This is a genomic window from Neobacillus sp. plas4 (genome assembly GCF_057221695.1).
The window spans coordinates 2,036,655-2,053,219 of the sequence record NZ_CM170152.1 but is presented as its reverse complement, the minus strand read 5'-3'; the positions used below and the strand labels follow the sequence as shown (position 1 = coordinate 2,053,219).

Genomic DNA, 16,565 nt, shown 5'->3' with positions numbered 1-16,565 from the left:
TTAATGTCCTCCATGCTCAACCAACTCCTCTAGCTGCTGACGCAAATACATTTCTTTATACCAGCCATCCAATGCCATTAGTTCTTCATGTGTTCCCCTTTCGATGACCTTGCCCTCATCAAGAACAAGAATTAAGTTGGCATGTTGGATAGCACTTAGGCGGTGCGACGTAATAATCGTTGTCTTCCCCTCACGATTCAGCCTTAATGCTGATAGAATCGCCTCTTCAGTCTTTGCATCAACGGCAGATAGCGAATCATCCAGCACTAATACTTCTGGATTCATTAACAGTGCACGCGCAATAGAAATTCTTTGTTTCTGGCCGCCTGATAAAGATACGCCTCTTTCACCAACGACGGTTTCATATCCTTCTGTAAACTGAAGAATATCATTATGAATATTCGCTAGTTTAGCAGCGGCATAGATTTCTTCTCTTGGCGCATTCGGATTCGTGAAGGCAATATTTTCTGCAACCGTTGCGGAAAACAAGAAATGATCCTGAGGAACATACCCAATTGCCTCACGTAATTTCCCAAGCTTATATTCTTGAAGCTGATGGCCGCCAAATGTAATTCCACCTTCATAGTCTTCAAATTCACGGATAAGCAGCTTTAACAGAGTTGTTTTTCCTGCACCCGTTTTTCCAACAATTCCAAGTGTTTCTCCCCTGTTTAGCATAAAAGAAACATCCTTAAGCATCGGTTCTTTTTCACCTGGAAAAGTAAATTTTTCGATCTCATAATAGATACTGCCGCTTGGGACTGCCTCCAACACAGCTTGCTTATCAGTTATATCCGACTTTTCCCGCAGTAAGGCTGCTACACGGTCATATGAAGCACGCCCGCGTTCAACGATATTAAACAACCAACCGAATGCTAACATCGGCCAAATCAATAGTCCTAAATAAGTCGTAAATGAAATGAGTTCTCCAATCGACAGCTCTCCAGCCAACACATATCTGGAACCAAAAGTAATAGCTAAGAAAAAGGATATTGCTACGATGATAGAAATCGTTGGATCATATAAAGAATCTATTTTGGCAACGACGATATTTTTTTGGACTACATCCTCTGATTGCTTTCTGAAATCCTCAATATCTTCTTTTTCCTGTCCAAACGTCTTAATTACCTTAATTCCCGAAATACTTTCCTGAGTTTTATCATTCAAGGCAGAGAAGGCTTCTTGAGCCTTGTGGAAAGTTCGGTGCAGCATGGTGCCAAACCAATTGGTAAGGAGTGCCATAATAGGCATTGGAATTAAACAAATTAAGGTAAGTTTCCAGCTTATTGTAAAGGCCATTGCTAGAATAACGGTCCCGCCTGTTGAAAGAGAATCGACCAATGTCAAAACGCCTAATCCAGCAGTTTGTTGGATCGCTTGCAGATCATTTGTCGCATGCGCCATCAAATCACCCGTTCTTCGTTTCTGATAAAACGAGGGTGACATATTGGTAAAGTGGCGATATAAAGTATTACGTAACTGTTTGCTTAGCTTTACAGATGAACCAAATATCATAATTCTCCAAAAATATCTCAGGACATACATTCCTAGACCTGCACCCACTAATATGGCCATCCACTCTAGCAGCATGCCTTTGGTCAGTGTCCCTTCATTAATATGGTCGGCAATCACCCCAATAACCTTTGGAGGGACGAGTTGAAGCAGTGCAACGAACAACAAAATTACGATTCCTGATATATATGATTTTTTCTCTTGCTTAAAAAACCAGCCTAAATCTAAAAATACTCTCATTCTCTTTCCCCCGAAGTATCAACTTAACAATTATTATTTTTAAAAAACATTTCACCTTGCCCGAAGGTATATTTTATCAAATTTTAGAAAAAGAATAAAGATTTAGACACCTTTTTTTTCCAATAAAAAGCACTCATTTTTAAAATGAGTGCTAGACATTTCTATCCCTATTATTGGGCTGCTTGTTTCTCAAGTTCTTCTGTGTAAAATGCCGCTTTTTCTTCAGATACATTTCTTAATTCATCTACTTCAGCTTTGATTTCATCCGGTACATATTTTACTCTCTTTAAATAATTTACAATGACCGTATAATCCGTTTTTGCGTCATTATAGTTTGTTTCTGTATAGGTCTTTGTTTGGACCTCATTATTTTTGATAAATGCTGAAGCAAGGTAATAGAAATTCTTTTGCTCTTCTGTTTTTAAGGAAATAGCCTCTTTAATAATCGCATCATAATTTTTTTCCACCATTAACTGAGTAAACTTTTCATCTTCTGCTGTTAACTCTTTTTGAGGTTCTTTATCAGCGTTAGTACCCTGTTCTGTCTTATTTTCGTCAGGTGCCGCTGTTTCTTCCTTATCTTGCGTTCCACAAGCAGTTAAAGCTAGAAGTAAAACGAAGATGAGTGATAAAACTTTTTTCATGAGAATTGCTCCTTTTTCTATGTTCTTAATCTTAGCGTAACTAGTATGTACTTATTTAACACGTATTTCAATAGAAAATCTTAATATAAGATTTTTCTAAAAAATCAATATAAAAAAAACCACCTTTTCATCCGTGATAAAGTGGTTTTTGTTTTATTTATTATTTACCTTGCTGTTTATTCATGGCTGACATCATTTGGTTAATCTTCTTCTGAGAAGGCTTCATACCCATTTGCATCATCATCATTTTTAGCATTTGCTCATTGATTGGCGGATTTTTCTTTAAGTAATCCATCATATATTTTCGAGCAATGAAAAATCCTAGAGCCACACCAGCTACTAACGCTAGTACAACAACTAGAATCCATAGACCTGTACCCATTAAACTTCCTCCTTCATGTTGTCTACCATACAGTGTACTAAATAAAACAAGAATATACAATATTCTCTTTTAAAAGATTAGACATATTTTCTTTCTTTGATAGGCCTTAACCATCCAAACCGCTGGTGATCAAGGTCTAATGCCATAAAGGAAGATTCACATTTTCTAAGCACCTCAAAGAAAATGGTTTCAGCTTCATAGCTGCCCGTTGCCTCAATTGTGATTATATCTTGGAACACCCTTAATTTAGCTGTACTTAGTTTTCCACTTAACTCTATCAAGTATGTACCATGTTCCGCTCGGAAACCCTTCTTTTTTCCAAGTTGTTTTTGAATTAATTGATGGATTTTTAAAACTTCCAATGGTTTTGTTATATAGGATATTTGTTTATTGGTTATAAATTTTAGTTCGCCTTCTGCTTTGTCATGTTCCTGAAAAAGCTTGAAAAACATACGCTCTCTTCCGAAGTAATGGGCGGCAAATTCATCTTCTATTAAATAAAGCTGATAATTCCTCACCACGATCTCTCCTTCGTTGATTACCCTTTCTACCAATTATAAATAATAGCAATCAAAACATTTGTCTTAAGCCGGCAAAAAATAGCACTAATATTGTCGAATACATAAAATATACAAATTTTATTATATCTTACAAATATTTGGACTGTCTCTTAGCCAAGAAAATTCATGTAATGTTCGAAAATCAAAAAAAGAGAACGGCATGTGCCGTTCTCTTTAAGTAGTTCTAATTACTGAAGAAGTGCCTTCACGCGTGCAACTACATTGTTAACACTGAAGCCGTATTCTTCCATAATTTTTTCTCCTGGTGCAGATGCGCCGAATGTATCAATCGCTAATACATCGCCTTCATCACCAGTGTATTTATGCCAGCCCATTGAAGAACCAACTTCAATTCCAAGACGCTTTTTCACATTCTTAGGAAGTACTGTGTTTTTGTATTCCTGAGATTGCTGCTCAAAACGATCCCATGATGGCATGCTTACAACAGAAACATGAACTCCTTCACCAGCTAAAGCTTTTTGTGCTTCAACAGCTAGACTAACCTCTGAACCAGAAGCTAGGATTAAAGCGTCTGGAGTTTCTCTCTCGGAAGGAGAAACCACATAAGCACCTTTGGAGACGCCTTCGTAAGCATTTTTGTCTGTATCTTTAAGAGTTGGTAAATCCTGACGAGTTAACACTAAAGCAGTTGGTTTGTTTGTAGACTCAACTGCAAGCTTCCACGCAGCAGCAGTCTCATTACCATCAGCTGGACGAATAATAGAAAGACCTGGCATTGCACGTAAAGCCGCAAGTTGTTCAACAGGCTCGTGTGTAGGTCCATCTTCCCCAACCGCAATACTGTCATGCGTAAATACATACGTAACAGGTAATCCCATGATAGCAGCTAGACGGATAGCAGGACGCAGGTAGTCAGAGAACACGAAGAAAGTTCCTCCGAAAATTTTCACTCCGCCATGTAAGGCGATACCATTCATGGCAGCACCCATTGCAAATTCACGTACACCGAACCAGATATTTCGGTTCTCATAGCTGCCTGGTGCATAATCGCCTGTTCCTTTGATCATGGTTTTATTAGAACCAGCAAGGTCAGCAGAACCACCCATAAAAATAGGTAGATTTTTTGCAATGCCATTTAGAGCTTCACCAGAAGATGCACGGCTAGCTAGGGCTTTGCCTTCACTATATACTGGAATGTCTTTGTCCCAGCCTTCAGGCAATTCATTTCTTAATGCTGCTTCTAATTGATTTGCTAATTCTGGATATTCATTCTTATATTGTGCAAATAAGTCGTTCCATTCTTTTTCCTTCTTCGAACCATTTTCAACGATAAGGTTCTTGAAGTTATCATAAACCTCCTGTGGCACATGGAAATCTTCTTCAAACGTCCATTTATATGCTTCTTTTGTCAGCTTTAATTCTTCTGCTCCAAGTGGAGAGCCATGGACACTAGAAGTTCCAGCGCGGTTTGGAGAACCATAACCAATCACAGTTCTAACTTCAATCATAGTTGGACGATCTAAATCGTTTCTAGCTTCTTCTAAAGCCTTTGCGATTTCTGCTAAATTGTTGCCGTCCTCTACTCGAAGGTATTGCCAGCCGTATGATAAGAAACGGTTCTTAACACTTTCAGAGAAGGATTTATTTAAATCACCATCTAATGAAATATCATTGGAATCGTATAAAACAACTAAACGTCCAAGTTTTAAATGTCCAGCTAGAGAAGCCGCCTCTGCTGATACACCTTCCATTAAGTCTCCATCACCACAAATACTATATGTATAATGGTTTACAATTTCGAAATTCTCTTTATTATAGACGCTAGCTGTATGACGTTCTGCCATTGCCATACCCACAGCCATTGCAATACCCTGTCCAAGAGGACCAGTTGTTGCTTCGACACCTTCAGTATGTTTATACTCTGGATGTCCAGGAGTTTTACTTCCCCATTGGCGGAATTGTTTTAAGTCATCCATAGAAAGATTGTAACCAGATAAATGAAGCATGCTGTATAATAAAGCAGATCCATGGCCTGCAGATAATACAAATCTGTCACGGTTAAACCACTCTGGATTTTTTGGATTATGGTTCATAAAACGAGTCCATAATGCGTAAGTCATTGGTGCAGCACCCATTGGCAAACCTGGATGCCCTGAATTTGCTTTTTCGATCATATCAATCGATAGTGTACGAATAGATGTTACGGACAAATCATCAATAGTTTCAAACATGTAAATAATCACTCCTGTTTCAATAGGATAATAATAACACCCTTAATATTATAGTTCAGCGGGCATTAATTCAACAATTAATTTGATTACTAAACAAATTAATTTACTTTCATTTTATTATTTTTACACACAAAGGGAGACAATATGTAAATAGGAAAAACAAAAAGTTTTTCCATTGATTAATGAAGATTATATTTTTTTCTATCTTTTATCTTTTTAGGTGTTACATCTTTACCTTCTGGATCAATAAAAGTTGTATTTGTTAATGTATCTAACATAGAGCTGCGGAAAGTGGTTAAATACTCACTTCTTAGTTTTGATTGTTCCTTTGCTTCTGCTTCTGTTAATCCAGTTACTTTGGCTTTTCTGGCTAGTTCATTGATTCTAGCCATTTTTTCTTTTGAGAGCATGTAAAACCCGCCTTTCGAATATCTTCGCAAAAATTGATTTTACTAAAAAAAAGACCATCTGACAAGGCAAATGGTCTATTGTTCCTCTGACTCAATAGATTCTTGGAATTCTTGATAACGTCTGTGAACAGTTGCTTTTGATATAGTATATCCAAAACCCCTTAATGTAGCAGCTATCTCTGCAAACGTTAACTTGTTTTTTCGAAGCCGGATAATCTCCTCAACCGGAACCTCTATTTTCTCTCTGCCTGAATTCGACTCGAGGTTTTTTAGATTTTTCTCAGGCTTATACCCTTGAGCAACTGCTCTTTTCATTCCCCGCTTAATCTTAATATTATGTAGCTTTCTCTGGTATTCCTCTACCATTCCTACGATTTTTAATACCATTGAATCACTTTCAGACAGTTGCAGCTCACCATTATGAGAAATGCTATAAAGCTTTACTTCTTCTTTTAATATACAGTGCAAGAGAGCAATTTTCGCATTTCCTCTTCCAAGTCTTGTCTCATCCTGAATTAGCACAGCCTGTATCGTTTTTTCTTTCAATATATCTAATAACTCTAAGATCCCATCTCGTTCTAGGTCATAACCGCTGGCTTGCTCTCTAATTATGGAGACAACATTGAAACGATGCTGACTGGCAAGCTGTACAAGTTCCTCTTCCTGACGTTTTAATGAGGTTTCCTGGGTTTCTTTGTTGGTACTAACTCGGCAGTATATTATTGCATTCATCATCGGACTTTTACTCTCCAGCTGCACTTGCATATTCAGTTAAAGAACCTACTTCATAGTTTACAGGGATGATAATTTCTTCACCTGGATAAATTCTATCTCCTTCTATTTCGTTATGCTGTTTAACCCAACTGATAAATTCGGTATTTGAGTAAGAATGAAGTTCAGAATATTGGTTGGAGATTTCCCAAAGGGAGTCGCCTTCAAATACGGTAATTGTCAAGAACTTTTCTTCTACATTCGAATTAAAACGTATTGATAAAATAAAACTTAATGTACAGCTCAAGATAATAAGTACTATTGCAAAAGAGTATTTCTCCCATAAATTTTTCATCATATAACCCCTATTCAGAATGTATGTTCGTTTATATGTTTTCATTATAATCCGAACATTTGTTTGTTGTCAACAAAAATTCGAACTTATGTTTGTATAAAAAATACCAACATGCTATAATAAATTAAATAATTAAATAGGGCGAGGTGTATCTTATTATGACAAAAATATCTAAGCGACAGCAGGATATCCTTGAATTTATCAAAGGGGAAGTAAAGAAGAAGGGCTATCCACCATCCGTAAGAGAAATTGGAGAAGCAGTAGGACTTGCTTCAAGTTCTACCGTTCATGGTCATTTAGCACGTTTGGAAAGCAAAGGACTAATTCGAAGAGATCCAACAAAACCAAGAGCAATTGAAATACTAGAATCGGATGCAATTGCAAATATCCCAAGAAATAATGTTGTTAACGTGCCGATTGTAGGTAAAGTTACTGCCGGACTTCCTATTACCGCTATTGAGAATGTAGAAGAGTTCTTTCCGCTGCCTGAGAGTCTAGCACCAGCAGATGAACAAGTTTTTATGCTAGAAATCATGGGTGAGAGTATGATAGAAGCCGGAATTCTCGATGGAGATTACGTAATCGTGAGACAGCAGCAAACTGCGAACAATGGAGATATCGTTGTCGCCATGACAGAAGAAGACGAAGCGACATGTAAGAGATTCTTCAAAGAAAAAGATTTCATTCGCTTGCAGCCTGAAAATTCTACAATGGATCCGATAATTTTGAGAAATGTATCTATTCTGGGGAAAGTTATTGGGGTTTATCGTCATATACATTAATCATTTGGGAGCAGCCACGTTTGTGGCTGCTCTTTTTTATTTGGTGTTGTTATTGATTATTAAGACGGGAATTAATAAGAGACCTCCGGTTGTATAGGCCACAATCTCGAGGTGATTCTTACCTTAATTGAAAAATTCAAGTTTTATGGGCACAATCACGGCGTGATTCTTACCTTAATTGTAAATTTCCAGTTTTACGGGCACAATCATGACGTGATTCTTACCTTAATTGTAAATTTCCAGTTTTACGGGCACAATCATGGCGTGATTCTTACCTTAATTGAAGAATATCACTTTTACGGGGCACAATGGTGAAACAATCCACTTACATTAACAAAAAAAAACCCAGTATGGACTATATCCACACTGGGTTTGAGTATTTTAGTACATGCTCAAATACTGGTCGCGTTCCCAAGGGTGTACTACTGTGCGGAACATATCCCACTCAATCTCTTTTGCTTCAACAAAGTGTTCGAAGATGTGCTCTCCTAAACCTGCAACAATCACTTCATCAGCCTTTAATTGTTCTAAAGCTTCTGCTAGAGTTGCTGGAAGATCGAGGATCCCTTCTTCAATTCTTTCTTCCTTACTCATTACATAGATGTTACGGTCAACTGGAGCCGGAGGAGTCATTTTATTTTTAATTCCATCTAAACCAGCTTTTAATAGTACAGCCATCGCCAGGTATGGGTTAGCGGCTGGGTCAACGCTTCTTACTTCTACACGAGTGCTTAATCCGCGAGAAGATGGAATACGAATTAATGGTGAACGGTTTCTAGCAGACCAAGCAACATAGCAAGGTGCTTCATAGCCAGGAACCAGACGCTTATAAGAGTTTACTGTCGGATTGGTAATAGCTGTAAAGTTCGGTGAATGCTTAAGGATACCAGCGATAAATTGACGAGCTGTATCACTCATTTCAAGGTCGCCTGTTGGCTCATAGAATGCGTTTTTGCCATTGGTAAATAATGAAAGATTCATGTGCATTCCAGATCCATTCACTCCGTATAATGGTTTTGGCATGAACGTCGCATGTAAGCCGTGTTTACGAGCAATTGTTTTAACTACTAATTTGAATGTTTGAATTTGGTCACATGCTGTTAAAGCATCAGCATACTTAAAGTCGATTTCGTGCTGACCTGGTGCTACTTCATGGTGAGAAGCTTCAATTTCAAAGCCCATTTCTTCTAACTCTAGTACGATATCACGACGGCAGTTTTCACCTAAATCAGTTGGAGCTAGATCGAAGTATCCGCCTTGGTCGTTCAATTCTAATGAAGGCTCACCTTTTTCGTCTAATTTAAATAAGAAGAATTCAGGCTCAGGTCCTAAGTTAAAGTCTGTAAATCCTAGTTCTTCCATTTCTTTTAATACTCTTCTTAAGTTACTTCGTGGATCGCCATCAAATGGTTTTCCTTCTGGAGTGTAGATATCACAGATTAAACGAGCAACTTTTCCTTTTTCAGCTGTCCACGGGAATACTACCCAAGTATTTAAATCAGGAACAAGGTGCATATCAGATTCTTCAATACGCACAAATCCTTCGATAGATGAACCATCAAACATCATTTTATTATCTAATGCCTTTTCTAATTGGCTGACTGGAATCTCTACATTTTTAATCGTTCCTAAAATATCAGTGAACTGCAACCGAATAAACTTAACATTTTCTTCTTGTGCTAACTGCTTAATATCTTCTCTTGTATACTTTGCCATCCTTATTACCTCCAAAATTTAATTTTAACTTAATGGAAAAATCGTGACATATCTCCTTGTCTGAGTGACGAACGATTGAATCTTCCAGAATGTTGTAATTCGTGTCGGAGCAAATTTCGCAACTGATCGTCTGTTAACTCCTGCTTGGCTTTTTCGGCCTGTTGCTGAATCACATTGGACTGTTGATCTTTTATGAGGATAAGCTGTTTAATTCCAGCCATATTCACACCTTGATCAATGAGATCCTTAATTTCTAGTAGTCTATCAATATCGTTTAAACTAAAGAGTCTTCTATTCCCATCAGTTCTAGCTGGAGAAATCAATTGGTGCTCTTCGTAATATCGAATTTGTCTGGCAGTTAGTTCAGTCAGCTGCATAACAGTTCCAATTGGGAATAAAGGCATCGAGCGGCGTATTTCTTTTCCACTCATTCAATTTCTCCTCTCCTCTTACTGATTTATATTGTTATTATATTTCGTGTAAGAAAAGATGTCAATCCTATGTTAGGTTTTCTAACATGGTTTTTCCAAAAAAAAGAATAACTACGTTAGTTATTCTTTGCATCCATTATTATTTCAATTCAAATTAGATTTTTTTGTATTAAAGAGTCTACGGCAATACAAACGGCCATTTTGACATGTGCATAGGTTAGCCCGCCTTGAACATAAGCTACATAAGGAGGTCTTATTGGTCCGTCTGCTGTCAACTCGATACTTGCACCTTGGATGAATGTTCCCGCAGCCATGATCACATCATCCTCATATCCTGGCATATACGCTGGATAGGCTGTTACATGAGAATTAATCGGCGAAGCAAATTGAATAGCCTGACAAAAAGCTATCATTTTATCTTTATCATCAAATTGAACCGATTGAATTAAATCCGTACGGTAAGAATCCCATTTAGGATAAGAATTCATCCCTAATTTTTCTAGAAATGCTGCTGTAAAAACCGCTCCTTTTAAGGCTTGACCAACAACATGCGGTGCTAAAAAGAAACCTTGATACATTTCTTGAAGGCTGTAAATGGAAGCACCAGCCTCAGCACCAATGCCTGGCGATGTCATTCGGTAAGAACAGGCTTCAACATATTGTTTCTTCCCTACAATATACCCACCAGTCTTCACAATTCCTCCGCCAGGATTTTTAATTAATGAACCTGCCATCAAATCGGCTCCCACGTGACACGGTTCCAATTCCTCAACGAATTCTCCGTAGCAATTATCTACAAAAACCACGACATCTTCTTTTATTTCCTTTACAAACGAAATCATCTCTTTGATTTCAGCAATCGTAAAGGAAGGACGGGTTGCATAGCCCTTTGAGCGTTGGATGCCGATCATTTTGGTATTACTTTTGATTTTGTCAGCAACCTGATTCCAGTCAATCGATCCCTTATCCGACAGCTCCACACTATCATAGGAAATTCCAAACTCCTTTAACGACCCCACTCCATTGCCGCGAATTCCAACAATCTCCTCAAGCGTGTCATACGGTTTGCCTGTTATATAAAGAAGTTCATCGCCAGGGCGAAGGATACCAAACAAAGAGATTGATATTGCATGCGTCCCTGAGATAATTTGCGGACGAACTAGACCTGCTTCTGCACCAAATACATCTGCATAAATAAGTTCTAATGTATCTCTGCCGATATCATCATAGCCATAACCCGTTGAAGGAATAAAGTGAGAATCGCTAACTCGGTGCTCTTGATAACTTTTCAAAACTCGAAATTGATTGCTTTCAATTCTTTCATCTATCTCTTTATGTACGTTACCAATTTGTTGTTCTACACCACGTACAATTTGTTGAAGCTTTTCCCCATTTTTTAACTGTTGAAACATACTGTTACTCCATTCTCGTTTTGTATTTCAGTAATTGTCCGGAAATTTGATGATCTGGCAATGCAAATCCTCTGCATTGATAAAGCTCATTTTCTTCATCAAAAACCAGTTCTCTTACAATTGTCTCATTCTTTAATTGTGCAATCAGCTTCCCTTCTGTTGAAGGAATCCTGACTTGATACTGATCCATCATTTCAATCATTACTTTTTCAATTTTTCTTTTTAATTCATTGCGGTCCTCTTTGTTGAAGGCACTTACGAAAATAAGAGGATGGTTCGTTGTTGGTACAAAATCAGGATGTTTAATATCTCTCTTATTATAAACCGTTATCTGAGGGATGTCCTTCACTTCTAAGTCCTCAAGCAGCTTATTTACTGTTTTTTCATGCTGAAAGTAGTCCGCATTTGACATATCAACGACATGTAAAAGCAGATCTGCTTCTTTTACTTCTTCCAGAGTCGAACGAAATGCTGCAATTAGTGCAGTTGGAAGGTCTTGAATGAAACCTACAGTATCGGTAACCAAGGTTTGAAAACCACTCGGTAATACCAACTTTCTTGTCATCGGATCCAAGGTAGCAAATAATTGATTCTCCTCATAGGAATCCGCTTCGGATAGACGATTAAAAAGAGTTGATTTACCTGCGTTCGTATAGCCGACAATCGCAATTTGGAATGTTTTGTTTTTCTTCCTTCTTTCACGGTAACGATCCCGATGTTGAACAATGACCGCCAATTGATTCTTAATTTCATCAATTCTACGTCGGATATGACGACGGTCCGATTCTAATTTTGATTCCCCAGGTCCTCTCGTCCCAATACCAGCTCCCAATCGAGATAACGCGGTCCCTTGACCAGCAAGACGCGGCAATAAGTATTGAAGCTGGGCCAATTCAACCTGGAGCTTACCCTCTTTAGACCTTGCTCTTTGAGCAAAGATATCTAATATTAACTGCGTCCGGTCAATAATACGGGCATCTAATTCAGAAGCAAGATTTCGTTTTTGGCTTGGTGATAATTCATCATTAAAAATGACTATATCCGCTTCTACCTCTTCTACAAGCGCTTTTAGTTCTTCAACTTTACCTTTTCCTATGTATAGCGCTGAGTGGACGCGCTCTCGTTTTTGAACCACAGTCATTAGAACTTCACCTTTAGCTGTTTCTGTTAAGGATGCAAGTTCTTCCATCGAATACTGGAATCGACTATCGTCTTCTGTTTGCGTTTGGCAGCCAACTAAGATTGCTTTTTCTAAGCTTACTTCTTGTTCCATACCAACACCTGCTTTCATAAATTTCCTTACACTATCATACCAAAAAAGTGGTCAACACCATAATTTGATCATTTTTTAGAATCAATAGGAGAAAATACGCTCGGACAGGGAGTAATAAACTCCCATAGTGAATTATACTCTCGCATAGCGAAAATTACTCACGCATACGAATAATACTCACATTGAAAAATCGGCGGTATCCATATCCGCCGATTTTTTTATTGATCTTCTTCAAAAATTAAATCGTTACTTCTTAATGTCATTAATTCATGTTTGTCAAAGCTATTTTGCAGCAGCAGCCTCATGGCCTGGGCACGTATTGATTTTTCAATAATATTTCGAACATACCGTCCATTTGAAAAGCTATTCGGACTCAAGACAGCCTTGACCCAAATTAAATGGTCTTTCAGCTTTTTTTCCGCCTCATGACTTAAACTATATTCTCTTTCATCGAGCATTCGGCCGGCAATTTCCATTAATTGATCAATCGTATAATTAGGAAAATCAATGACTAATGGAAAACGGGAGTGCAGCCCTGGATTCAAAGTTAGGAAATATTCCATTTCACGTGAATACCCCGCAAGAATAAGTATAAATTCATGCTGTTTATCCTCCATATGCTTTACAAGTGTATCAATCGCCTCTTTCCCAAAATCCTTTTCTCCGCCGCGCCCTAATGAGTATGCCTCATCAATAAACAAAATTCCACCCTGTGCTTTTTTGATTAAATCACGCGTTTTCTGTGCGGTATGGCCAATATATTCCCCAACAAGGTCGGCCCGTTCCGCTTCAATTAAGTGGCCCTTAGAAAGGACATTCATCTTTAAGAACAACTTGCCAATCAATCTAGCTACCGTTGTTTTCCCTGTCCCAGGGTTGCCCTTAAACATCATATGAAGCGCTTGCTTTCTCGCCTTCATCCCCACTTCTTCCCGTTTCTTATTCACAAAAATCCACGCATAAATTTCTTTTATCATTCGTTTCATTTCTTCCATACCCACTAATGCCCCGAGCTCGTCTTCTATTTCCTTTAATGCCGCGTGCTCCGGGGGAATTTCCTTTGGAACAACTTGAGGAATTGGAAGCTCTTTCGAAAGCGTCTTCCTCTTATGCGAGTTAAGCGAAACAGTTATCTGTCCATTACTTTTCATGCGAATCGGTTGATCCAAAGCCTTCACCTCTCATTCTGCAAACATTATACGTTAAGCAGCTTTATTCGCTACTGAGAAATAATTTACCATTCTGACAAATAGCGAGAGGAAATCGCAAATTCAATTACTTGTTGCTTTTCACGCGTTTTCCATAACAATACTCCTTCATTTATGTGTATTCATTTAATAATCATTTCATTATTAAAAATAAAAAAGAGTCCATGGATGATGGACTCAGGGTAGTTATAAGATTATTGGGCATCCAGGTCAAGCTGAACATTTCTTTGCGGTGCAAAGGTTGAAATGGCATGCTTGTAAACCAATTGTTGCTTTCCTTCTGATTCGAAAAGTACTGTGAAATTATCAAAGCCTTTGATTTGGCCTCGTAATTGGAACCCGTTTAATAAGAATACCGTTACATGGGTATTATCCTTACGACACTGGTTTAAAAATTGGTCCTGAATGTTGATGGTGGTTTTCATTTGTATATCCTCCTCTTTTATCTCTACTAATATGTATTCGATTTTACTTGTAGCTTTCCTTCAATGTAATGAGAAATTTCGGTTATTTTTTTTGACAAATTTGAGACATCGGTTACATCAAACCACTCAACGTCCATTTTGTTCCGAAACCAGGTTAATTGTCTTTTTGCATATCGGCGAGAATTTTGTTTTAAATTTTCTACCGCGTTTTGAAAGCTAACCTTCCCATCAAGAAAATCATAAATTTCTTTGTAGCCTATTGCTTGAATCGATTGGCAATCACGAATATTTCGCTTATGTAAATCGCTCACTTCTTCGATAAGCCCTTCTGACATCATCATCTCAACACGGATGTTAATCCGTTCGTATAGCTTTTCCCTCTCCATCGTTAAACCAATTAAAGCTGTATCGTAAAGAAGGTCGGGCTGTTGAGCATTTTGATATTCACTCATAATCTTACCAGTACAGTGAAAAATTTCAAGTGCTCGAATCACCCTTCTCACATTATTGTGATGAATTTGGCTTGCACTCTCAGGGTCCACCTTTTTTAATTCATCGTGCAGCGCTTCATTTCCAATTTCTTTTGCCCTATCTTCAAGGTGCAGACGAAATACTTCATCTGCAGGTGCCTCAGAAAACTGATAATCATAGATGACGGCCTGAATATAAAGCCCAGTCCCGCCAACAATGATTGGAAGTTTTCCTTTCGAGGTGATTTCAGATATTTTGGCCCGAACAAGTTGTTGAAATTCAGCTACTGAAAAACCTTCATCCGGCTCCTTAATATCAATCAAATGATGGGGAATTCCTTCCATTTCTTCATTTTTTATTTTGGCAGTCCCGATATCCATTCCACGATAAATCTGCATAGAATCACCGCTAATAATTTCGCCATTATACCGTTTAGCCAGCTCAATGCTTAACTTTGTTTTTCCAACGGCTGTTGGACCAATAATGACTAATAATTTCTGTTTTGAATCCACTAATTTCACACTGCCCTTTTTTCATTTTTACGTGATGGCAGGAACCAATTCACATTTACATCCTATCATATATTTTTAAAGCAGTTGAACATCAACTAAGTATAATCAAAAAATATCTTTTCTATGCATTTCTTGGATATAGAATTTATTATCCATTTATTATCCAAAATCATTACATTCCGATAACGTTTTTACATTCCGATAACGTTTCATTTACAAACCGCCTTTTCCCCCAAGTTCATGGTAGGCTTAATCGTAGCATATTTTGTATGAAATTAGGGAAATGTGGTGAAAGTTATGTTTTCAAACTTTGAAATTGGAATTGATTTGGGGACTGCAAATATATTAGTTTATAGTAAAAATAAAGGGATCGCAGTAAATGAACCTTCCGTGGTGGCCATTGACACCGATACAAAAAAGGTTGTGGCTTTTGGAACGGAAGCAAAAGAAATGATAGGAAAAACTCCTGAAAAAATTATTGCGATCCGTCCCTTGAAAGATGGGGTCATAGCCGATTATGACCTTACAACTGAGCTTCTGAAGCATATTATGCATAAGGCTTCAAAATCGGTCGGCTTTGCCGTTCGTAAGCCAAATGTTGTCATCTGTACACCTTCTGGTTCAACAAGCGTTGAAAGACGAGCGATTCATGACGCTGTGAGAAATGCCGGCGCAAAAAAAATCCAATTAATTGAAGAACCAGTTGCCGCTGCTATTGGCGCCGGAATGCCTGTGGACGAGCCGGTAGCCAATGTGGTGGTCGATATTGGCGGCGGTAATACAGAGGTAGCGATTATATCTTTCGGTGGTGTTGTTTCCTGCCATTCTATTAAAATTGGCGGTGATCGCCTTGATGAAGAAATTATTCAGCATGTCCGTAAAGAATATAATGTTTTGATTGGTGAAAGAACAGCAGAGAAGGTCAAAATCGAAATTGGTTATGCGTTGGTGGATCACGAAGAGCTTACCATGGAAGTTCGAGGTCGTGATCTTGTGACAGGTTTGCCAAAAACTGTTACATTATCATCCTATGAAATTCGTAATGCTTTGAAAGAATCATTATCCCATATATTAGAAGCAATTCGTGCAACCCTTGAGGACTGCCCTGCAGAATTAAGTGGTGATATCGTCGATCGGGGTGTGATTCTAACAGGTGGCGGTGCCTTAATGAAGGGAATGGAAGAATGGTTGAGTAACGAGATCTTTGTTCCAGTTCAACTTGCTGAGGAGCCTTTAGAATCCGTAGCAATTGGAACAGGAAAAGCCCTTAAATACATGCATAAACTGCCAGCTACAGTGAAATAAGTTCTAAAGAGCAATTAAAGACAA

17 protein-coding genes are annotated in these 16,565 nt (G+C 38.1%); 2 read left to right on the top strand and 15 right to left on the bottom strand.

Going from position 1 to position 16,565, the window contains the following annotated elements:
- From AC2TFD_RS10290 to yneA, 8 genes are all read right to left on the bottom strand, one after another.
- On the bottom strand, window positions 1-1,752 hold the full coding sequence (locus AC2TFD_RS10290; RefSeq protein ID WP_484675572.1) for an ABC transporter transmembrane domain-containing protein: 1,752 nt from the start codon (window positions 1,750-1,752) through the stop codon (window positions 1-3).
- A 170-nt stretch (window positions 1,753-1,922) separates the two neighbouring features.
- A complete protein-coding gene (locus AC2TFD_RS10285; RefSeq protein WP_484675571.1) occupies window positions 1,923-2,396 on the bottom strand; it encodes a hypothetical protein in 474 nt (157 codons plus the stop codon).
- Between the two features lie 160 nt (window positions 2,397-2,556).
- Window positions 2,557-2,778 (bottom strand): YneF family protein, encoded by a 222-nt coding sequence (locus tag AC2TFD_RS10280; protein WP_251630748.1) that lies wholly within the window; start codon window positions 2,776-2,778, stop codon window positions 2,557-2,559.
- 77 nt (window positions 2,779-2,855) lie between these two features.
- Complete coding sequence (sirA, locus tag AC2TFD_RS10275) at window positions 2,856-3,296, bottom strand: sporulation inhibitor of replication protein SirA (RefSeq protein WP_484675570.1); 441 nt, start codon at window positions 3,294-3,296, stop codon at window positions 2,856-2,858.
- Between the two features lie 230 nt (window positions 3,297-3,526).
- Entirely contained in the window at window positions 3,527-5,530 is a 2,004-nt protein-coding gene (gene tkt / locus AC2TFD_RS10270; RefSeq protein ID WP_484675569.1) for a transketolase, read from the bottom strand.
- A gap of 179 nt (window positions 5,531-5,709) precedes the next feature.
- A complete protein-coding gene (locus AC2TFD_RS10265; RefSeq protein WP_484675568.1) occupies window positions 5,710-5,940 on the bottom strand; it encodes a DUF896 domain-containing protein in 231 nt (76 codons plus the stop codon).
- 75 nt (window positions 5,941-6,015) lie between these two features.
- Window positions 6,016-6,672 (bottom strand): YneB family resolvase-like protein, encoded by a 657-nt coding sequence (locus AC2TFD_RS10260; RefSeq protein ID WP_335520580.1) that lies wholly within the window; start codon window positions 6,670-6,672, stop codon window positions 6,016-6,018.
- A gap of 10 nt (window positions 6,673-6,682) precedes the next feature.
- Window positions 6,683-7,006 (bottom strand): cell division suppressor protein YneA, encoded by a 324-nt coding sequence (gene yneA, locus AC2TFD_RS10255; protein ID WP_335567421.1) that lies wholly within the window; start codon window positions 7,004-7,006, stop codon window positions 6,683-6,685.
- Window positions 7,007-7,164: 158 nt separating this feature from the next.
- Here yneA and lexA point away from each other — a divergent pair, with 158 nt between their 5' ends.
- Window positions 7,165-7,788, top strand: coding sequence for a transcriptional repressor LexA (lexA, locus tag AC2TFD_RS10250; RefSeq protein ID WP_335567422.1), 624 nt, complete (start codon window positions 7,165-7,167; stop codon window positions 7,786-7,788).
- 381 nt (window positions 7,789-8,169) lie between these two features.
- On the opposite strand, the gene glnA is transcribed toward lexA, so the two are convergent.
- From glnA to miaA, 7 genes are all read right to left on the bottom strand, one after another.
- On the bottom strand, window positions 8,170-9,504 hold the full coding sequence (gene glnA, locus AC2TFD_RS10245; RefSeq protein ID WP_335514120.1) for a type I glutamate--ammonia ligase: 1,335 nt from the start codon (window positions 9,502-9,504) through the stop codon (window positions 8,170-8,172).
- Window positions 9,505-9,533: 29 nt separating this feature from the next.
- Entirely contained in the window at window positions 9,534-9,935 is a 402-nt protein-coding gene (locus tag AC2TFD_RS10240) for a MerR family transcriptional regulator (protein WP_335514123.1), read from the bottom strand.
- Window positions 9,936-10,084: 149 nt separating this feature from the next.
- A complete protein-coding gene (locus tag AC2TFD_RS10235) occupies window positions 10,085-11,347 on the bottom strand; it encodes a methionine gamma-lyase family protein (RefSeq protein WP_484675567.1) in 1,263 nt (420 codons plus the stop codon).
- A gap of 4 nt (window positions 11,348-11,351) precedes the next feature.
- Window positions 11,352-12,620, bottom strand: a complete 1,269-nt coding sequence (gene hflX / locus AC2TFD_RS10230) for a GTPase HflX (protein WP_484675566.1) — start codon at window positions 12,618-12,620, stop codon at window positions 11,352-11,354.
- A 218-nt stretch (window positions 12,621-12,838) separates the two neighbouring features.
- Window positions 12,839-13,789 carry a stage V sporulation protein K gene (gene spoVK / locus AC2TFD_RS10225; RefSeq protein WP_335514131.1) on the bottom strand — a complete coding sequence of 317 codons (951 nt, stop codon included), beginning with the start codon at window positions 13,787-13,789 and terminating at the stop codon, window positions 12,839-12,841.
- A gap of 233 nt (window positions 13,790-14,022) precedes the next feature.
- Window positions 14,023-14,253, bottom strand: coding sequence for an RNA chaperone Hfq (gene hfq / locus AC2TFD_RS10220; RefSeq protein WP_034672853.1), 231 nt, complete (start codon window positions 14,251-14,253; stop codon window positions 14,023-14,025).
- Between the two features lie 26 nt (window positions 14,254-14,279).
- Window positions 14,280-15,236: a tRNA (adenosine(37)-N6)-dimethylallyltransferase MiaA gene (miaA, locus tag AC2TFD_RS10215; protein WP_335514133.1), complete on the bottom strand. Its 957-nt coding sequence runs from the start codon at window positions 15,234-15,236 to the stop codon at window positions 14,280-14,282.
- Between the two features lie 297 nt (window positions 15,237-15,533).
- Between miaA and mreBH the strand changes: the two genes are divergently transcribed.
- Window positions 15,534-16,541, top strand: coding sequence for a rod-share determining protein MreBH (gene mreBH / locus AC2TFD_RS10210; protein ID WP_335514136.1), 1,008 nt, complete (start codon window positions 15,534-15,536; stop codon window positions 16,539-16,541).
- The last annotated feature ends 24 nt before the right edge of the window (window positions 16,542-16,565 follow it).